The 18,350-nt window shown below is 71.2% G+C and carries 16 protein-coding genes; 6 read left to right on the plus strand and 10 right to left on the minus strand.

The window, feature by feature from the left end; genetic code table 11:
• Positions 1-61: 61 nt before the first annotated feature.
• The 8 genes from LXM64_RS01680 to add are packed head-to-tail and all read right to left on the minus strand — an operon-like array spanning position 62 to position 9,385.
• Positions 62-1,174, minus strand: a complete 1,113-nt coding sequence (locus LXM64_RS01680) for an acyl-CoA dehydrogenase family protein (protein ID WP_234074363.1) — start codon at positions 1,172-1,174, stop codon at positions 62-64.
• A 17-nt stretch (positions 1,175-1,191) separates the two neighbouring features.
• Positions 1,192-2,106, minus strand: coding sequence for an ABC transporter permease (locus LXM64_RS01685; protein ID WP_234074364.1), 915 nt, complete (start codon positions 2,104-2,106; stop codon positions 1,192-1,194).
• Positions 2,103-3,275 carry an ABC transporter permease gene (locus LXM64_RS01690; RefSeq protein WP_234074365.1) on the minus strand — a complete coding sequence of 391 codons (1,173 nt, stop codon included), beginning with the start codon at positions 3,273-3,275 and terminating at the stop codon, positions 2,103-2,105. The genes LXM64_RS01685 and LXM64_RS01690 overlap by 4 nt, the downstream gene beginning before the upstream one ends.
• On the minus strand, positions 3,272-5,080 hold the full coding sequence (locus tag LXM64_RS01695) for an adenine deaminase C-terminal domain-containing protein (RefSeq protein WP_234074366.1): 1,809 nt from the start codon (positions 5,078-5,080) through the stop codon (positions 3,272-3,274). Before LXM64_RS01695 ends, LXM64_RS01690 begins: the two co-directional genes overlap by 4 nt.
• Entirely contained in the window at positions 5,077-6,606 is a 1,530-nt protein-coding gene (locus tag LXM64_RS01700) for an ABC transporter ATP-binding protein (RefSeq protein WP_234074367.1), read from the minus strand. Before LXM64_RS01700 ends, LXM64_RS01695 begins: the two co-directional genes overlap by 4 nt.
• On the minus strand, positions 6,606-7,616 hold the full coding sequence (locus tag LXM64_RS01705) for a BMP family lipoprotein (protein ID WP_234074368.1): 1,011 nt from the start codon (positions 7,614-7,616) through the stop codon (positions 6,606-6,608). The genes LXM64_RS01700 and LXM64_RS01705 overlap by 1 nt, the downstream gene beginning before the upstream one ends.
• Before the next feature lie 45 nt (positions 7,617-7,661).
• Positions 7,662-8,291, minus strand: a complete 630-nt coding sequence (locus tag LXM64_RS01710) for a hypothetical protein (protein WP_234074369.1) — start codon at positions 8,289-8,291, stop codon at positions 7,662-7,664.
• Positions 8,288-9,385: an adenosine deaminase gene (gene add, locus LXM64_RS01715; RefSeq protein ID WP_234074370.1), complete on the minus strand. Its 1,098-nt coding sequence runs from the start codon at positions 9,383-9,385 to the stop codon at positions 8,288-8,290. The genes LXM64_RS01710 and add overlap by 4 nt, the downstream gene beginning before the upstream one ends.
• Before the next feature lie 184 nt (positions 9,386-9,569).
• On the opposite strand from add, the gene LXM64_RS01720 reads away from it, so the two are divergent.
• Positions 9,570-10,058: a nucleoside deaminase gene (locus LXM64_RS01720; RefSeq protein WP_234074371.1), complete on the plus strand. Its 489-nt coding sequence runs from the start codon at positions 9,570-9,572 to the stop codon at positions 10,056-10,058.
• 246 nt (positions 10,059-10,304) lie between these two features.
• Here LXM64_RS01720 and LXM64_RS01725 read toward each other — a convergent pair whose 3' ends face one another.
• Both LXM64_RS01725 and LXM64_RS01730 read right to left on the minus strand, forming a co-directional pair.
• Positions 10,305-11,057: a GntR family transcriptional regulator gene (locus LXM64_RS01725; protein WP_234074372.1), complete on the minus strand. Its 753-nt coding sequence runs from the start codon at positions 11,055-11,057 to the stop codon at positions 10,305-10,307.
• Between the two features lie 37 nt (positions 11,058-11,094).
• On the minus strand, positions 11,095-11,565 hold the full coding sequence (locus tag LXM64_RS01730; protein WP_234074373.1) for a PCC domain-containing protein: 471 nt from the start codon (positions 11,563-11,565) through the stop codon (positions 11,095-11,097).
• A gap of 234 nt (positions 11,566-11,799) precedes the next feature.
• On the opposite strand from LXM64_RS01730, the gene LXM64_RS01735 reads away from it, so the two are divergent.
• Genes LXM64_RS01735 through LXM64_RS01755 form a run of 5 tightly spaced genes read left to right on the plus strand, consistent with a single transcriptional unit; the run spans position 11,800 to position 18,074 of the window.
• A complete protein-coding gene (locus LXM64_RS01735) occupies positions 11,800-12,993 on the plus strand; it encodes a metal-dependent hydrolase family protein (protein ID WP_234074374.1) in 1,194 nt (397 codons plus the stop codon).
• Positions 12,994-13,040: 47 nt separating this feature from the next.
• Entirely contained in the window at positions 13,041-14,654 is a 1,614-nt protein-coding gene (locus LXM64_RS01740) for an ABC transporter substrate-binding protein (protein ID WP_234074375.1), read from the plus strand.
• Positions 14,654-15,670: an ABC transporter permease gene (locus LXM64_RS01745; RefSeq protein ID WP_234074376.1), complete on the plus strand. Its 1,017-nt coding sequence runs from the start codon at positions 14,654-14,656 to the stop codon at positions 15,668-15,670. The genes LXM64_RS01740 and LXM64_RS01745 overlap by 1 nt, the downstream gene beginning before the upstream one ends.
• On the plus strand, positions 15,667-16,464 hold the full coding sequence (locus LXM64_RS01750; RefSeq protein ID WP_137418210.1) for an ABC transporter permease: 798 nt from the start codon (positions 15,667-15,669) through the stop codon (positions 16,462-16,464). The genes LXM64_RS01745 and LXM64_RS01750 overlap by 4 nt, the downstream gene beginning before the upstream one ends.
• The gene (locus tag LXM64_RS01755) at positions 16,461-18,074 is read left to right on the plus strand and encodes a dipeptide ABC transporter ATP-binding protein (protein WP_234074377.1); all 1,614 of its coding nucleotides are present in this window, start codon (positions 16,461-16,463) and stop codon (positions 18,072-18,074) included. Before LXM64_RS01750 ends, LXM64_RS01755 begins: the two co-directional genes overlap by 4 nt.
• Positions 18,075-18,350: the final 276 nt, after the last annotated feature.

The raw sequence follows: 18,350 nt of genomic DNA on the forward strand, positions 1-18,350 counted from the left end.
TCGCCGCCACGCACCCCGACCCGGGCACCGCTTCGCAGAGCGAAGGCGGCACCCGGGGGTCTCACCCGCTCAGCACCCAGCCTCCGACGAGTTCGGAGCTGAACGGAACGGAGTAGGCCATGAGGGCGCCCGCCTGCGCGTCGCGGAAGATGCGCTGGACGGGCGAGGAGACGAGGAACCCGCCGCCGCCGCCGATACGGACCGCGAGGGCGGCCGTGCGCTTGGCGACCTCGTTGGCCAGCATCTTCGTCTCGGTCGCCGCGGGCATCGCCTCGGGCGAGCGCTGGTCGGCGAGCCAGGCGGTGCGCTCGGCCATGAGCGTCGCCGCCGTGAGCTCAGCCCACGCCATGCCGGTCTCCTGGCGGACCCAGGTGGCGTCGGCGAGGCTCGTGCCGCCGCGCACCTTGCCCGCGGTGAGGGCGATCGCGTCGATCGCGGATGCGGCGATGCCGAGCGAGAGGAACGCGAAGCCGACCGTGATGAGGTTCGCGTACTCGGGGGCGGGCGGTCCCGTCAGCCGGGAGCGCAGCAGGGGCGTGCCCTCGAAGAGGATCGTGCGGCTGCGGGTCGCCCGCATCCCCATCGTCTCCTCGATCGGTGGGAACGAGACGGTGTCGTCGATCGTGACGCCGAAGAAGGCGGGGGCGCCGTCGATCCGGGCGTTCAGGAACAGGTGGTCGGCTGCCTCGGAACCCGACACGAAGAGCTTGCGGCCGGTCAGCGACCAGTTCTCGCCGACCGCATCCGCATCCTGCTGGGACGCCAGGAAGTGATTGCCGCCGGCCGGCTCGCTCAGGGCGTTCGCGAACCGCTTGCCCGCCTTCAGCTCGGAAGCGAAGAAGGCGGCCTGTTCGTCGGACGACAGCGTCACGAGCGCGTGCGCCGCTCCGAGGTGCATGAGCCACACGGTGGCCACGGCCGGATGGGCCGCGGCGAGCGTCTGCACCACGGCGCCGAGCGTGGCGTACGACAGCGCCTCGCCGCCGTGCTCGCGCGGCAGGAACGCGACATCCAGCCCCGAGGCCGCGAGGGCCCGCAGGTGCTCGATGGGCAGGCGCGCCTCGGCGTCGTCGGCGGCCACGGTCGCGGCGAAGCCGGCGGCGAGCTCGCGGGCGGTGTCGACCCAGTGCTGCTCGTCGGCGGGAGGGGCGACGGGGGACGGGCGGGTGAGCATGGACGGGTCCTTTCGGGTCAGGACAGACGGAGGCGGGACAGCTGCCGGCGCAGCTGGGCACGGGAGGTGAGCACGAGCACGACGAGGGTCACAAGGTACGGCAGTGCCGTGTAGAGCTCGCTGGGAAGCTGGATGCTGGTCGACTGCGAGAGCAAGGAGAAGCTCTGCAGGAAACCGAACAGCAGGGCGCCCAACGCGATGCCGATCGGGTTCATCCGACCCATGATCACGATCGCGAGCACGATGTAGCCACGGCCCGCCGTCATGTTGGGTGTGAACGAGCCGATCGCCCCGACGGCGATCACCGCGCCGGCGAGGCCGGCCGTCGCACCGCCGATGAGCAGCGCCCGTGCTCCGACGCTGCGCGGGCGCACTCCGCGCAGGGCCGCGGATGCGGGATCCGAGCCTGTGGCGCGCACCTGCAGGCCGAAACGGGTGAAGCGCATGACCAGCCACGCGGCGGCCAACAGCACGAGCGTCGCGTACACGAGCGGGCTCTGTCCGAAGAGGGCAGGTCCGATGAGCGGGATGTCGGTGAGCGGGCCGAGATCGATCGGGGCGATCGTCGGAACGCTCACGTTCGTCCGGCCGGCGGGGATCCAGAGCTGGAACAGGTAGGTCGACAGTCCGAGGCCCAGCATGGTGATCGCGAGGCCGACGACGATCTCGTTCGCCTTGAGCGTGTAGACCAGCACGTTCATGAGAAGCGCCAGGGCGATGCCGACGACGGCGCCGGCGACGAGACCGAGCCAGGGGCCGAACGAGCTGCCGACATAGATGGCGGTGAAGGCGCCGAGGATCATCATGCCCTCGATGCCGAGGTTGAGTCGTCCCGCGCGTTCGACGAAGCCCTCGCCGATCCCCGCGATCACGAGGGGGGCGGCCAGCGCGATGGCGCCGGCCAGGATCGACGCCCAGAGTGCGATGGTCATCGGGTTCCCTCCTCTGCGGCGATCTCGGCCTCGACGACCGGTTCACCGGATGCGGCCGTCGCATCCGTGATCTCCTCGGCGGAGAAGGCGCCGTCATCCGGCGCCGGAGCCGGCCCCGGATGCGCGGGGGCGACGAGCCCCGGCCGTGACGCCGCGATCACCGCGACGCCCAGCAGCAGGACGCCCTTGATGACCTCCGCGATGGACGACGGGATCGTTCCGGTCGCCGACTGCATCCCGACCGCGCCCACCGTGAGTGCGGAGAAGAAGACGGCCGCGACGGCGATGCCGGCGGGAAGCAGGCCGCCGAGCAGGGCCACGGCGAGACCCGAGAAGCCGACACCGCCCGAGACCGAGCCCAGCAGACGCTCGTTGACGCCCGCGATCTGCAGCCATCCGACGACGCCGGCGCCGGCGCCGGAGACGAGCATGGTGCCGTAGAGGGTCCGTTGCCGCGTCGCGCCGAGGCGCAGTGCGAGCGCGGGGCGCTCCGCAAAGACGGCGACGCGGGTCGCCTGCCGCGAGCGGCGCCACCACTCGAACAGCACCACGGCAACGATGACGAGCAGGATGCCGACGTGCGCGCGGGTGCCCGGGATGAGAGCGGGAAGGGCCGCCGCGTCAGGCAGCCGCTCGCTCTGCGGTGTCGCCGTCGCCTCGCCGCTGGCGAGCCAGGTGCGCAGCGTCCAGCCGAGGAAGCCGGTGGCGACGTAGTTCAGGAGGAGGGTCGAGAGGATGACGTTGACCCGCCAGCGCACGGCGAGCCAGGCCGGCACCAGCGCGAAGGCGGCGCCGCCGACGGCGCCGGCGACGAATCCGACCAGCGCGTAGACGGCGGCGGGTGCCGCATCCGATGTCCCGTCGCGCACCCAGAGGATGGCGGCGGTCGCGAAGATCGCGCCCATTGTGACCTGGCCCTCGGCGCCGACCGAGAACACGCCCGCCCGGAGCGCCGGAATCAGCGTCAGTGCGACGATCGCCACGGGAGCCGCCCCCACGAGCAGCTCGCCCACGCGGTACGGCGAGCTGGAGACCCCCTCCACCAGCCCGCGCAGACCCGTGAGCGGGTCGGCGCCGGCGAAGAGGATGAGTGCGACCGCCACCAGCAGGACCGCGGCGACCACGCCGCCGGTCAGGGCGACGGACCGCATCCGGGAGGAACGGATCACGCGTGCTCCTCGGGGTCGTGGCCGCAGGCATCGACGGGGCCCGGCACGAGCACGTCGACGAACTGCTGCGTCGCCGCGTCGATCAGGCCGAGTTCGGTCAGACCGAGGTCGGGGACCACGTAGAGCCCCACGAACGACAGGATGATGTACGGCGAGGCGATCGTGCAGCCCAGCTCGTGGGTCGCCGCGTGCCCGGCCGCGAGGGCCGCGGCGGTCTCCTCGAACGGGGCGTCGCTCATCATCCCGCCGACCGGCAGCGCGACGCGCGCGAGGACCTCGCCGTCGGCGACCGTCACGAAACCGCCGCCCATGCGGCCGAGTTCCTCCACCGCGAGACGCATGTCGTCGTCATCGGCGCCCACGACCGCGATGTTCATGTTCGGGCAGTTCATCGTGATCGCGATCGCGCCGCGGCCGAGGCCGAAGCCTTTCACGAAGCCGTGCCCCGCGAGCGCCTCGCCGTGGTGGCGGTCGACGACCGCGATCTTGAGCACGTCCTGCGAGGGGTCGGACACGACCTGGCCGTTCACGACCGGAAGGGATGCGGTGAACTCCCGCTTGAAGTAGCCGTTGTACATCTCCATCGCGCGCACGCGCACCCGCGTGGTGCCCTCGGGGGCGGCGACGACCAGCAGGTCGGCCGGCAGCTCCTCCGGCAGGTGCACCGTGTCGCGCGCCCAGTCGGGGAGCACGTCGGTGTTCTCGAAGAGGGCCGCGCCGTCCCTGGCGACGAGGCGCCCTGCGACGATCACGGCCTCCGGCCGCACCTCGGCGAGGTCGCGGATGACCTGGACATCCGCGAGGCGGGAGGGGGCGAGCAGGCCCAGCACCTGGTCGAGCCGGTAGTAGTGCGCGGGCTGCGTGGTGGCCATGCGGTACGCGAGCTGCGGGTCGACACCGAAACGGATCGCCTGGCGCACGTGGTGGTCGATGTGGCCTTGGGTGTGCAGGTCGAGCGCGTGCTTGTCGTCGGCGCAGAAGCTCAGGTGGCGAAGCGCCGGCTCGATCGCCTCGAGATCGGCGAACAGGGGGACCGTGTTGTCGGCCAGCGACGAGCCCATCACGGTGATCATCGCGCCGAGGCGCGTGCGCTCCAGCACCTCGTCGACGGTCGAGGCGTTGTGGTCGTCGCTGATGCCCGCCGCCAGGTAGCCCCAGAGCGACTCGTGCGTCTGCGCCGCCGTGTGGCCCGTGAGACGGCGACCCGCGACGAGCGCCTCGCGGAAACGACCGGTGGAGAGCTCGCCGTAGTCGAACGGGTTGGACTCCCCGAGGGTCGCGGTGTTGTCGTCGTGGAGGCGGGCGCGCACGACCTCCTCCTCGATGACCGCACCGCCGCGCTCCAGTGCGAAAGAGGTGGGGGTGGTCGGCGAGACCTGCTGGAACACGTGCAGCGGCGTCGTCGTGGACAACGCCAGGTCCATCCCTCGCGCGCCCCAGACGTTCGCCGCGCCGTTCGGATCGGTGAGCACGGTGGTCGTGCCGCGGGCGACCGAGAGGCGGGCGAGCTCGCCCGGCGTGAGGTTCGTGTACTCCACGTGCAGGTGGGTGTCGATGAAGCCCGGCACGACGTGGCATCCGCGCGCGTCGATCTCGGCGCCCGCCGTCGGGACGTGGTCCCACGGCGTCAGCGTCGCGATGTGCCGCCCCGCGATGAGGACGTCGCGCTCGAGCCACTCCTCGGTGCCCGGCGACTGCACGAGTCCGCCGCGCACGATCAGATCGGGGGCCGTGTGTCCCGCCGCGACGGCGCGCAGGTGCACGAGTTCCTCGGTCGTCGGCAACAGGTCGGTGAAGTCGGTCATGAGGGCTCCTCTGCGGGGTCGAGTCCTGCCATCGCCGCGCCGATACGGGCGGTGGTCGCTCTCGCCGCGGGCAGGTCGGCGACGATACGCCCATCGAAGACGACGACGATGCGGTCGGCGAGACCGCGGATCTCGTCGAGGTCGTGCGAGGCGACGGCGACGGCCGCCCCCGCCTCTGCGGCCTGGATGAGGCGGTCGCGGATGGCCTGGGCCGCCCGAAGATCCAGTCCCTGGGTCGGCCCGTACGCGAGCACGACGCGCGGTGCGCCGCCGGGCCAGCTGTGACCGAGCTCGCGGGCGGCCAGCAGCTTCTGCTGGTTGCCGCCGGACAGACCGCCCGCGGCGAGGGTTGCGACGGCGGGTCTCACATCGAAGGCGGTGAGGCGCTCGCCGGCCGAGGCGCGCGCCTCACCGCGGGTGCGGCGGTCGGTGCGCACGCCGCTGGCCGCCTCGTAGAGCGCCAGGGTGTCGCCGAGCGAGAGTGCGGGAACGAGCGCGTCGCTGCGCTCCTCGGGGATCCACGCCACGCCGCCGCGGAGCAGCTCGACGGCGGAGGGCGCCGTGCGTCCCTGGAAGACGAGGGATCCGGATGCGGGTGCCCGCAGCCCCGCCAGCACGTCGATGAGCGTGTTCTGGCCGCTGCCGGCGACGCCCGCGATGCCGACGATCTCGCCGGCGCGGAGTTCGAGGGACACATCCGTCAGGGCCGCATCCGTGTCGGACGAGGCGTGGACGCCCTGCACGGCGAGCACCGTCTCGCCCGGGATGCGGGGCGCGCGCACGGCAGGCTCTTCGAGGTCGCCGACCATGAGCCGTGCGACCTCGGCGGCGGAGAGGCCGCGCGCGGGGCCGTGGTGCACACGGCGTCCGTGCGACAGGACGGTCACCTCGTCGGCGACCGCACGCACCTCCTCGAGGCGGTGAGTGATGAGCACGATCGCCGTACCCAGGCCGCACAGCGTGCGCAGGTGTTCGAACAGACCGCCCACTTCGCGGGGGCCAAGACTCGCGGTGGGTTCGTCCAGGATGAGGGTCGTCGCGCCCTCGGCGAGAGCGACCACGATCTCGCCGAGCTGGCGGTGCGCCTGGCTCAGCCGTGCGGTGGGGACGTCGAGGTCGACACTCACGCCGGCGCGCTCGAGCGTGTCCGCCAGGGCCGCGCGTGCGGCGCCACGGCGGGCGATGCGCGTCGAACCCACGAGCAGCAGGTTCTCCACCAGGCTCAGCTCGCCCACGAGGCTCAACTGCTGCGGGACCATGTTGACGCCGCGCCCCTTGCCGGCCGCGCGGTCGCGGGGCGCATAGGAGGATCCGTCGAGCGTCATCGTGCCCGCATCCGCTGACTCGATCCCGGCGAGGATCTTGGCCAGCGTCGACTTGCCCGCGCCGTTCTCGCCGACGAGGGCGTGCACGGTGCCGGCGCGCACGGCGAAATCGACGGCATCCAGGGCGTGGACGGCGCCGAAGCTCTTGGAGACCGACCGGGCGACGAGCGCCCGGTCGGTCTCAGGGGTGGGGGTGGTCATCAGGAGATGGTGACACTTCCGTCTTTGAGGCCCGCGATGAGCTCTTCGACCTTCGAGGCGACGTCGGCAGGCACGGCGCCGTCGACGCTGTTGATGTCCTGGTAGACCAGTCCGCCGTTCTCGAGCGTCGAGGTGACGCCCTTGCCGCCGAACTTCTTGTCCGCGACCTCTTCGACCCACGCCTTGACGATCGGGTACATGTCGAGATCGACCGTGGACACGTTGGTCTTGAGAGCCTCGGCGCCGGCGGCGGGGGAGACGCCCACGGAGAGGACGCCCGCCTTGGAGGCCGCGGCACCGACTCCGGCGGCGATGCCGTCGCCGGTCGTGTAGACGAGCTTCGCGCCTTGGCCGATGAGGCCCGTGGTCGCGGATGCGGCGGCCTCGGCGTCGTCGAAGCTCCCGGCGTAGACGACGGGAAGCAGCTCGGCCGACGGGTTCGCCGCGAGTGCGCCCTGCTGGAAGAAGGAGTCCGTCGCCTTCACGAAGTCCAGCTCCAGGCTCTCCACGCGTCCGATCGGCGATGCCTGCGTGAGGCCCGCGATGTAGCCGGAGAGGTAGCCCACCTCGGGCGTGCTGTAGGTCCACGTCTCGACGTTGTCGGTGTACTTGTCGAGGATGTCGGCACCGCCCGAGGCGGTGAAGTGCGTGTCGGGGAAGTCCTTGGCGACGGAGAAGATCGCGTCGCCGAGCTCGATGCCGTGTCCGATGACCAGGTCGAATCCCTGGCTGGCGAAGTCGGCGACGACGGGCTCGCTGGTGGCGGGGTCGGCCATCTGCTCACGCAGCTCGTAGGTGATGAGTCCCTCGTCCTGGAGTTTGGCGAGGGCGTCGGCCAGCGCCTGGTTGAAGGCGCCGTCGTTCGCGTTGCCGGGGGTGAGGGCACCGACGCGGATCACGTGATCGGATGCGGCGGAGGACGACGTGGCGTCGGCGGTGCCGGAGCAACCGGCGAGTGCGAGCGCGGCCGTCGCGGCGATGGCCGCGGCGAGGAGGGGGCGAAGACGCATTGCGGTGTCCTTTCGGGTGGGTGTGGCAGGTTCGGATGGTGCGGGTCAGGAGGTCGAGACGGTGAAGCCGGGGGCGAGGGTGGCCCCCACGAAGGCCGCGCTGTCGGGGGACCAGTGCGCGAGCACGGCTCCGGTGGCGCGGTCGAAGCACGGGTCGAGCCGCACGTCGGCGGCGGCCGCATCCGGGTGCAACGCGGCATCGGCCACGCAGACCACCGGTGTCCTGTGCAGGGTGCGGGCCGTCCCGGTGGCCGGCAGCCGCCCCTGGCGGTCCAGGGCGATGAGGGCGGCGGTCGCGAGGAAGCCGCGCAGCTGCGTGTCGTCGGCGCAGTTCGCGGCGTCCTTGGTGCACCCCTCGGTCCAGGCGATGGTGCCGGCCGCATCCACCGAGACGGCGCTGCGCTGTGTGCCCAGGGCGGTGTCGCCCTGACCGATGACCTCGATGCGCACCTGGAACGCGTCGCCCTCGCGCCGCGCGTCGATGCGCTCGGTGTACAGCGGCTCCGACTTCGTGCCGGTGACCTGCCAGTGCGTGCCCCAGCCGGCGATGAGGGGTGCGAGCTCGACGGAGTCGTCGGTGCGGGCCAGGGCCGCGCCGGTGAGTGCCGTCGCCACGACGACCGCTCCTGCGCCGCAAGCGGCGGCCAGGAGGGTCAGGCGACGGCGACCGCTCATACCGGGGCGACCTCGCTCACGGCCGCGAGCTCGGCGTGCAGCCGGCTCTTCGTGTCGACGTCGGCGAACGACGCGTCGATGGAGCGTGCGGCGAAGCCGACCAGATCCGTGTGGTCGAATCCGAACTGCTCGGCCGCCACCGCCCAGTCGGTCTCGAGGGTGGTGCCCAGCGGTGCCGGGTCGTCCGTGTTCAACGTGACCGAGACGCCGGCGGCCAGCAGGCGCGGGAGGGGGTGGGAGTCCCAGTCGGGGTAGATGCCGAGCGTGAGGTTCGAGCGCGGGCACACGCCGAGGCTGATGCCGTCGGCGATGAGCCGGTCGATGAGGTCCGGATCCTCGATCGAGCGCACGCCGTGGTCGATGCGCTCCGCCTGCAGCAGGTCGACCGCATCCCACACGCCCTCGGGGCCGCTCGACTCTCCGGCGTGCACGGTGCGGTGCAGACCCGCGGATGCGGCCAGCGCGAACGCGCCCCGGAACTTCTCGCCGGTGCGGCCGGTGACTTTCTCGTCGCCGTCGATCGACAGGGCGATCACACGACGCGGCCTGGCGGCGACGAGCTCGCCGACCAGACGTTCCGCCTCGGCACCGGACTGGCTGCGCAGCAGGGAGTACGCGACGCCCACCTGGCAGAGGCCGTCCTGCTCCGCCTCGTCGAACCCGGCGCCCAGCGCGTCGAGCAGGTCGAGCTCGCGGCCGCGCCACGCGTTCCAGTGCGTGGGGTTGACGATGACGTCGCTGTAGCGGATGCCGGAGGCGCTCTGACGTACGGCGAACGCGTAGGCGACCCGGGCTGCCTGCGCCGGGGTGCGCACCAGCCCGCACTGCCAGTCCAGGAACCGGAGGAACCCGCTGAGACCTGCGGAACCGGCGCCCGCGCCGCCCCCGGTGGTGATCGCGGGGGCGGCGAAGGCGTCGTGTGTGGAGATGTCGAACAGCGTCGCGGCGGGTCCAGGCAGCGCGACGTCGTTCTCCTTCGCCAGCGTCAGCATGTCGAGCAGCGAGAACGTGCCCTCGAGGTGCACGTGCACCTCGGCCTTGGGCAGCGCGCGGATCGTCGTCTCGTCGATACGCGCAACGTGGTTCTGCGACATGGGTTCCCTTCGGATGCGGGTGGGAGGTACAGCGGAACGCTATCCGCTTCGCACAACTTGTCGACAAGTGGAGCGAATCTCGTTCGCGACTTGTAACACCCGCGTAATGCTCACCCCGGATTTTGGCGGGTCTGGCCGCTACGGTGAAAGTCGGTTCGTAGCACTTGTTCACAAGGAGAGATTCGTGACGCACTCACTGACAGACGCCGACCTCGCCCATCTGCGCCAGAGCATCCAGGTCGCCGAAGACGCGGTCGCGCACGGCACGCATCCGTTCGGGTCGATCGTCGTGAGCGCCGCGGGCGAGGTCGTCTCCTCGTGCGGCAACAACTCCCTGCCCCCCGAGGGAGACCCCACTCAGCACGCGGAGCTTCAGGCTGTCGCCGCCGCGTTCCGGGTGCTGGGAGCCGAAGGGATGAAGGGCTCGACCCTGTTCACGAGCGCCGAGCCGTGCGCCATGTGCTCGGGTGCCGCGTACTGGTGCGGCATCGACCGTGTGGTCTACGCGCTCAGCGAGCACCGGCTGCTCGAGCTCACGGGCGACCACCCCGAGAACCCGACGTTCTCGCTTCCCTGCCGCGAGGTGTTCGCGCGCGGTCAGCGCGAGATCGAGGTCGTCGGCCCGCTGCTCGAGGACGAGGCCGCGAAGGCGCACGTCGGCTTCTGGGTCTGACTCCCGCGGCGCGGCTCTCAGCTTCCCCTGTCACAGATCGTGGCCCGGGGCGCCTTCTGTGACAGGTGGGCATGAAGTTTGCTCGCTCGCCTGTCACAGATCCACGCGGAAGGCGCGATCTGTGACAGGCGAACGGGCTCAGGGAGCGCCCGTACGGTGACCGCGACCGGGGCGAGCGGACCCGGACGCGGATGCGGGCCCGGATGCGGATGCGGATGCGGAGCGGAGCGGACGCGGATGCGGGGCTCAGGCGCCGCCCCACGGCGGGCGGACGGTGCGCACGAGCGAATACGACACGATGTCGGGCGCGTGGTACTCGAAGCTGTGCATCAGGCGGCGCCCGCTGGCGCCGATCCCCACGATCTCGGAGGTCATGACGGGCGAGCCCTCCGCCCGCTCGAACAGCGTCGCGAGTTCGCCGTGGAGGGTCGCGACGCCCGGCGTCGAGACCTCCCAGATGACCGGTTCGCCCCAGACCTTCGCCGCCGCGGTGAAGACGGACTCGTCGGGATCGAAGCTCCGCTCGGCGGTGTCGAGCGGAAGCAGGTCGTCGGCGATCATCGCCACGACACCATCGGCGCGCCAGCGTTTGCGCACGGCGAGCGCGGGCATCTCGGCCGCCAGTTCCATGAGCGCGCCGGCATCCGGGCCGAGGGCCTTCGTACCGCTGGAGAGCGTCTCGACCTCGGACTGGTAGCCGAGGCGGTCGAGCAGGTCGGTGTGCTCGAACTGCTCCTCCAGGCGCACGCTCAGCCGCAGCGCGATCGGGTCCACGGTCGTCACCGAACCCTGTCGGCGGCGGACGATCCCCTGGGCCTCGAGGGCGGCCATCGCGTTGCGCAGCTGCTGCCGCGTGCACTCGAGGCGCGCCGTCAGCTCCAACTCGCCCGGGAGGGGGGTGCGGCTGGCCGCGGCTTCGCGTACGAAGCGCAGCAGACCGTGGAGGACGCGAAGGTGGGCGCGATCGCCGAGCGGGCGGGGCAGCGGCAGATACGTCACAGCGGGACCTTCCGGGTCGCGAGCACGGCTGAGAACATCATGGCGCAGTCGCGGGGGCGATCTGAAGGATCGGAAGTCCCGCGGATCCCGGATGCGGACGCCGCTCGAGGACGGGGGAGAGGATCTCGTCCAGTACCACCTCGACGACGTAGTGCGTCTCGCCCGAGAGGAGATGCCCCGCGTAGGCGCGGGCGGCGTCGTCCTTCACCCCGACCGCCACGTGCACGTGGACGACGAGCGCGCCGTCGGATGCGGTCGTGATCGTGCCCGAGCCGAGGCCCTCCGTGTAGGGAACGTCGACGGCGGTCGGCATGGGAGCCTCGGGATCCGCGGCGGGTGTCTCTGCAGCGATGAGGCGCACGGTGCGAAACGCGCCGCTGAAGGTCGAGATCGCCGCCTGGGCGATGCCGTGGCGGCGGCAGGCGTCGGCGAGCGAGGTGAGGATCTCGTCCCCGGGTTCGAGTACCACGACGACACGGCGCCCGGTCTGGATCTCGGCGGTCTGCATGGAAGCTCCTGTCGGGCTGCTTGTCGATAAGTGAGCGTTCCCGCGGCACGGGATCGGTCGCTCAGATCATCCCTGATGGCGATTTCTTGCGTGTTGCTCGTGTTTCGCTTCGGTAAATATTCCGCCGTATGTCAACACTTGTCGATTTGTCGGCCATGTTCCTCGGTATCGTGACGATCGGTCAGCGTTGCCCACCCCGTCCCCCTCCGCCCTCCTCGCCCCCGGGAGATCGCCGTGTCCACCTCTGTCACCACCCCCGTCCTGCACGTCTGGGACGGCGAGCGCGATCTCGGTGCGGCCCGCCTGTCCTGGCAGGACGGACGCATCACGGCCGTCGAGAGCGCCGAGGGCACGCCCGAGTACAGCCTCATTCCGGGGCTGATCGATACGCACGTCCACCTCGACGCGTCGGCGGCCCCCGGCGCCGACTGGCTCACCTGGCCGATCATCACCCCGGCCGCGGAGCGCTCGCTGCACGTCCTCGCGCACACCCGACGTGCGGCGGCCGCGGGTATCACGACCCTGCGCGATCTGTCGGGCAGCGAGGTGCAGTACGCCGTGGCCCGTGCACTGGAGGCGGGACTCGTCCCCGGCCCCCGTCTGCTCGTGAACGGGCCCGTCGGGATGACCGCCGGACACGGTGACCTGTTCACGCCGCCCCACTACCCGCACCGTCCGCCGGTGGCCGACTCGCCCGACGAGTGCCGCAAGCTCGTGCGCCAGTGGGCGCGCGCCGGTGCGGACGGCATCAAGATCTACACGAGCGGTGGCGTGCTCTCGATGGGCGACAAGGTCGGCTGGCGCAACCAGACGGATGCCGAGATCGCCGCGACCGTCGACGAGGCGCACGCTCTCGGCATGCTCGTGGCCGCCCACACGCACAGCGCGGAGGGCGTCGACATCGCTCTGCGGTTCGAGGTCGACTCGCTCGAGCACGGCACCGGCATCGAGGAGCGCCATTGGGAGACGCTGATCGAGCGCAACGTGCCGATCGCTCCCACCCTGCTCATCAACGACGCGATCGCCGATCGCCGCATCCCGGTCAGCGACGAGGCGGCCGAGAAGGCGCGCGCCGTGGTGATCGAGCGGGACGCGAACTTCACGGGCGCGGCCGCGGCCGGTGTGCGCTTCGTGCTCGGCACCGACGCGAACGGCGTCATGGTGCGCTTCGGCGACCAGCTCGAGGAGCTCCGCCTCATGAAGACGGCATTCTCGTGGAGCTCCGAGCGCGCGCTCATCGCGGGCACCTCGGATGCGGCGGACGCGGTGCGCCTGACCGGCACCACAGGGCGCCTGAAGGCCGGCCTCGGTGCCGACTTCCTCGTGGTCCGCGGCAAGCCCTGGCAGGACATCGAGACCCTGCGCCCCGAGAACCTCGTGGCCGTCGTCGCCCGCGGCGAGCTCGTCGCAGGCGCTCTTCCCCTCTGACCTCCCCCCATGCACCACCCGACCCCTTCCCGCATCAAGGAGATCCCGTGACCCTCATCCGATCCGGCGGCGCCCGACGCGTCGCCCTCCCGCTTCTCGCGGGACTCGCCGTGGCGACCCTCGCAGGCTGCGCCGCTTCGGCTCCCGCCGTCGATTCCGCGACCCCCGCCGCCGATCTGCCGCAGGACATCGTCTTCGCGCTCAAGGAGGACCCGACCTGCCTCGACCCGCAGCAGTCGTCGGTGACCACCTCGCTCATCGTCGGCCGTCAGCTGACGGACTCGCTGCTCGACCAGAACCCCGACACCGGCGAGATCGTGCCGTGGCTCGCGAGCGATTGGACCGTCGCGGACGACCTCATGTCCTACAGCTTCACGCTGCGTGACGGCGTCACCTTCAGCGACGGCACCCCGCTGACCTCCGAGGCGGTCGCCGCGAACTTCGACGCGATCAAGGCGCTCGGCGCATCCGCATCCCTCGCCAACGGCTACCTCGCCGGCTACGCGGGAACCGACGTTACGAGCGACACCGAGTTCACGGTGAACTTCTCCGCCCCCAACGTGCAGTTCCAGCAGGGCGCCACCACGATGTCGCTCGGCATCCTCTCGCCCGCCACGGTCGCCGAGACCGCCGAGGCGCGCTGCCAGGCCGTCGCCGGCACCGGCCCGTTCGTGCTCGACTCGTACGTGCCCAACGACGCCGTGAAGATCGTCAAGCGTGACGGCTACGACTGGGCGTCGTCGCTGCGCGGTCACGAGGGCGAGGCCTACCTCGACTCGGTCACCTTCCCGATCATCACCGAGCCGTCGGTGCGCACCGGCGGTCTCGAGTCCGGCGAGTACGACGTCATCCAGGACGTGCCCTACGTCGACGAGGCGCGCTTCTCCGGTGACAAGTACCACCTGTACGCGAAGGCGAACCCCGGCGTTCCGAACTCGCTCGTCGTCAACACCTCGCGCGGCGTGCTCGCCGACGAGGCGGTGCGCCAGGCGGTCACCAAGGGTCTCGACCGCGACAAGATCAACGTCCTCGCCGGCTCCATGAGCGGCAAGGCGCCCACGAGCGTGCTGACCTCCTCGACCCCTGGCTACACCGATCTCGGCGACACCCTCGCCTTCGACGCGGATGCCGCGAAGAAGCTGCTCGAGGACGACGGATGGACACTCGGCTCCGACGGCATCTACGCGAAGGGCGGTCAGCCGCTCAGCTTCACGGTCACGGCCTTCTACGCGCAGGACGTGCTCGAGGCGGCGCAGATCCAGCTCAAGGAGATCGGCATCGACATGCAGCTGAAGATGGTCTCCTCCGGTGACTTCTTCGGCGCCATCGCCTCCGGCGACTACGACGCCCTCGGCGCGGGTCTGACCCGCACGGACCCCGACGCGCTGCGCACCCTGCTGTCGACGGCGTCCCCCTCCCGTTGGGGCATCGTCGACGACGCGGAGCTCGAGGGCCTCCTGCAGAAGCAGTCCCAGACGGCCGACGTCGCCGCTCGCCAGAAGATCGTCGACGAGATCCAGCAGATCGTCGCCGAGCGTGCCTACGTGATCCCGACGCTGGAGACCGTGCAGCTGCACGGCTCGCGCGCCGGCGTCGAGGGCATCACCTTCGACTCGGCTTCGCGTCTGCACCTCTACGACGCCGCGGTGGTCTCGAACTGATGACCATCCCCGAGCAGCGCGTGGCCTCAGCGGGAGGGCGGGCACAGGCGATCGCCCGCTTCCTGATCCCGAAGATCGTGCAGTGCCTCTTCGTGATCTGGGCGACCTACACCGTCGCCTTCCTGCTGATCCACGCGCTGCCCGGGGACCCCATCCTCGCCGCGCTCTCCCTGCGCGGCGGCGACGCCACCACGACCGACCCCGCCCAGCTCGCGGCGCTCCGCGAGCGTTACGGGCTGGACGGGCCGGTCTGGCAGCAGTACATCGTCAACTTCCTCGCCCTCTTCCGCGGCGACCTCGGCATCTCGATCGCCACGGGCCAGCCCGTCGCGGAGATGATCGGCCGTGCCTTCCCGAACACCGCCGCCGTGGCCGTGTTCGCGCTCGTGGTGGGCTTCGTCGCCGCCCTCGCATTCACCGTCTGGGCGTACATCGCCAGACCCGCGTGGATGCGGGCGTTCGTCACCCAGATCCCGCCGCTCGGCATCGCCATCCCGGCGTTCCTGTCGGGCCTCGTGCTCATCAGCGTGTTCTCGTTCGGACTCGGATGGTTCCCTGCATCCGGCACCAACGGCTTCGCGAGCGTCGTGCTGCCGGGCATCACCCTCGCGCTGCCGACCGGAGCCATCTTCTTCCAGGTCTTCTCCGCCGCCGTCTTCGACGCCGGCGCCAGCCCCTTCGTCTTCACCGCCAACGCGAAGGGCCTCGCGCAGCGGACGGTGGTGGTGCGGCACGTGCTGCGCAACGCCCTGCTGCCCTCGATCACGATCATCGGCCTGCAGATCGGCTACCTCGCCGGCGGCACCGCCGTGGTCGAGACCGTGTTCTCCCGAGACGGGATCGGCCGGCTCACCGTCGACGCCGTGCTGGCCCGCGATGTGAACGTGGTGCTCGGCGTGGTCGTCGTCGTCGCGACCGTCTACGCCATCGTGACCCTCATCGTCGACGGACTCTACGGCGTGATCGACCCGCGCACCCGAACGCGGCTCGTGGGACGAAAGGCGGGTGCGCGATGAGCATCCTTCGCAGACCCGGCCTCCTGCTCTCCCTCCTGCTCCTACTGCTGACGCTCGTCGCCGTCGTCGCCCCGCAGCTGCTCGCCCCGTACGATCCGTACGACTCGGTGGGCACCGCCCGGCTCGAGCCGCCGAGCGCGGAGCATCTGTTCGGCACCGACCACCTCGCGCGCGACGTGTTCTCGCGCGTGATCTACGGCGCCCAACTCTCTCTGTCCTCCGCCGTGCTCGCCGTCGTCGCGGGTGTGCTCATCGGTTCCATCGTCGGCCTCGTGTGCGGCTACGTGGGCGGACCGCTCGACTTCGTGGTCATGCGCTTCGTCGACGTGCTCATCGCGATCCCCGGCATCCTGCTCGCCCTCATCGTCGTCGCCTCGCTCGGGTTCGGTCCCCTCTCGATCGCCCTCGGCGTCGGACTCGGCACGGCCGGGTCGTTCGCCCGTGTCATGCGCTCACAGGTGCTGCGCGTGCGCAGCGAGGAGTACGTCGAAGCGGCCCGGACGCTCGGCGCCCGCGGCCCCGCGATCCTCGTGCGTCACGTGATGCCGAACGCGGCCCGCCCCATCATCGCGATGGCATCGCTCGAGCTCGCCCTCGCCATCCTGTCGGTGTCGGCGCTGAGCTTCCTCGGCTTCGGCGCTCAGCCGCCGGCGCCCGAGTGGGGCGCGCTCGTATCGGCAGGGCGCGACTTCGTCGCCATCGCGCCCTGGCTGAGTCTGCTGCCCGGCGCCGTCATCCTCGCGGTCGTCCTCTCCGTCAACCGCGTCGCACGCTTCATCGGAGGTGACCGATGACCGCCCCTCTGCTGCGCGTCACGGATCTGCGCGTCGACTACGGCACCGGACGCCGTTCCCACCGCGCACTGCGCGGCATCGACCTCGAGGTGAACCCCGGCGAGATCGTCGCCGTCGTCGGCGAGTCGGGATCCGGCAAGAGCACGATCGCCCACGCACTCGTGAAGCTCCTGCCCGCCGAGGCCCACGTGCGCGGCGGATCGATCGTCTTCGACGGCACCGAGATCACCACCGCTTCGGCGTCGGCGCTGCGCCGCATCCGGGGCGGACGGATCGGTTTCGTGCCGCAGGACCCCTCCCACAGCTTGAATCCGCTGATGCGCGTGGGTGAGCAGATCGCCGAGACTCTGCGCCGCCACCGCGGCCTCTCGCGGGCGGACGCGGCCCGTCGCGCCGTGGAGATCATCACCGAGGTCGGCGTGCCCGAGGCGCCGCTGCGCGCGGGCCAGTATCCGCACGAGCTCTCGGGCGGCCTCCGCCAGCGCATCCTCATCGGCATCGCGTGGGCGTGCGAGCCCGCACTCGTGATCGCGGACGAGCCGACCAGTGCGCTGGACGCGACCGTGCAGCGCCACGTGCTCGATCGGATGCAGGCACTCGCCGAGGCGCACGGCACCGCCGTGCTGCTGGTGACGCACGACCTGGCTGTCGCCGCCGACCGTGCCGATCGCATCATCGTGGTCGAGAAGGGCGAGATCGTCGAGAGCGGTCCGGCCGAGCTCGTGCTGGCAGACCCGACGCATCCGTACACGCAGCGCCTGGTCGCCGCGGCGCCGGGCCTCAATGCGCGACGGCTCACCCCGTCGGCCAGCGTCGTCGACCGTGTCGTCCCCGAGAGCGGAGCGCCGCTGCTGGAGGTCTCGGGCCTCGGCAAGACGTACGGCGGCAGCCGCGGCACCCGCGCCGTCGAGGCCGTGGACTTCTCGGTCGCGCGCGGGACGACCTTCTCGCTCGTCGGCGAGTCCGGATCGGGCAAGAGCACGACGGCGCGCATGGTCGCGAGGATCATTCCGAGCGACGAGGGCGAGATCCGGTTCGATGGTGAGGACATCACCGACCTGCGGGGCTCGGCGCTGCGCGAGCTGCGTCGCCGCATCCAGGTCGTCTATCAGAACCCCTTCGGCTCGCTCGATCCGCGGATGAGTGTGGCGAAGCTCATCGCGGAGCCGTTGCAGGCGTTCGGTGTGGCCCGCGCGGAGCGCACCTCGATCGTGCGCGACCTGCTGGGGCAGGTGCGCCTGTCGACCGACCTCCTCACCCGGCGTCCCGCCCAGCTCTCGGGCGGACAGCGTCAGCGTGTCGCGATCGCGCGCGCGATCGCGCTGCGTCCGGAGCTCATCGTGCTCGACGAGCCGGTGTCCGCGCTCGACGTGTCGGTGCAGGAGCAGGTGCTGCAGCTGCTCGTGGATCTGCAGGCCGAGCACGGGCTGACCTACCTGTTCATCTCCCACGACCTCGGGGTGATCCGCCAGATCTCCGACCGCGTCGCCGTGATGCGCGGCGGCCGCATCCTGGAGCAGGCGACGGCCGAGCGGATCTTCGACGCCCCGGCCGACCCGTATACGCGGGAGCTCATCGGCGCGATCCCCGGCGCGGCTGCCGCCGACTGACCGCCCCGCGCGGGTGCGCGTGGGGGTGCGCGCCCGGTGCGGGTGCGTGCGTGCGGGTGGACTACGGGTGCGTGCGCGGGCCCGCGGGTGCGCGTGGGTGCGTGCCCGGTGCGGGTGCGTGCGCGGGTGCGTGGTGGTCCGTGTGTCACTTGTGCACGCTGAGGTGACCCGCAGCGTGAACACGTGAGACACCTATATGGGTCTCCGTGTGCGAAGGCCGTGCGTGTCTCGAACGTTCACGCCCAGGGGTCGCGGGGCGTGCATGAGTGAGACACG

It is taken from the genome of Microbacterium binotii (assembly GCF_021398715.1).
GTDB classification, from domain to species: domain Bacteria; phylum Actinomycetota; class Actinomycetes; order Actinomycetales; family Microbacteriaceae; genus Microbacterium; species Microbacterium binotii_A.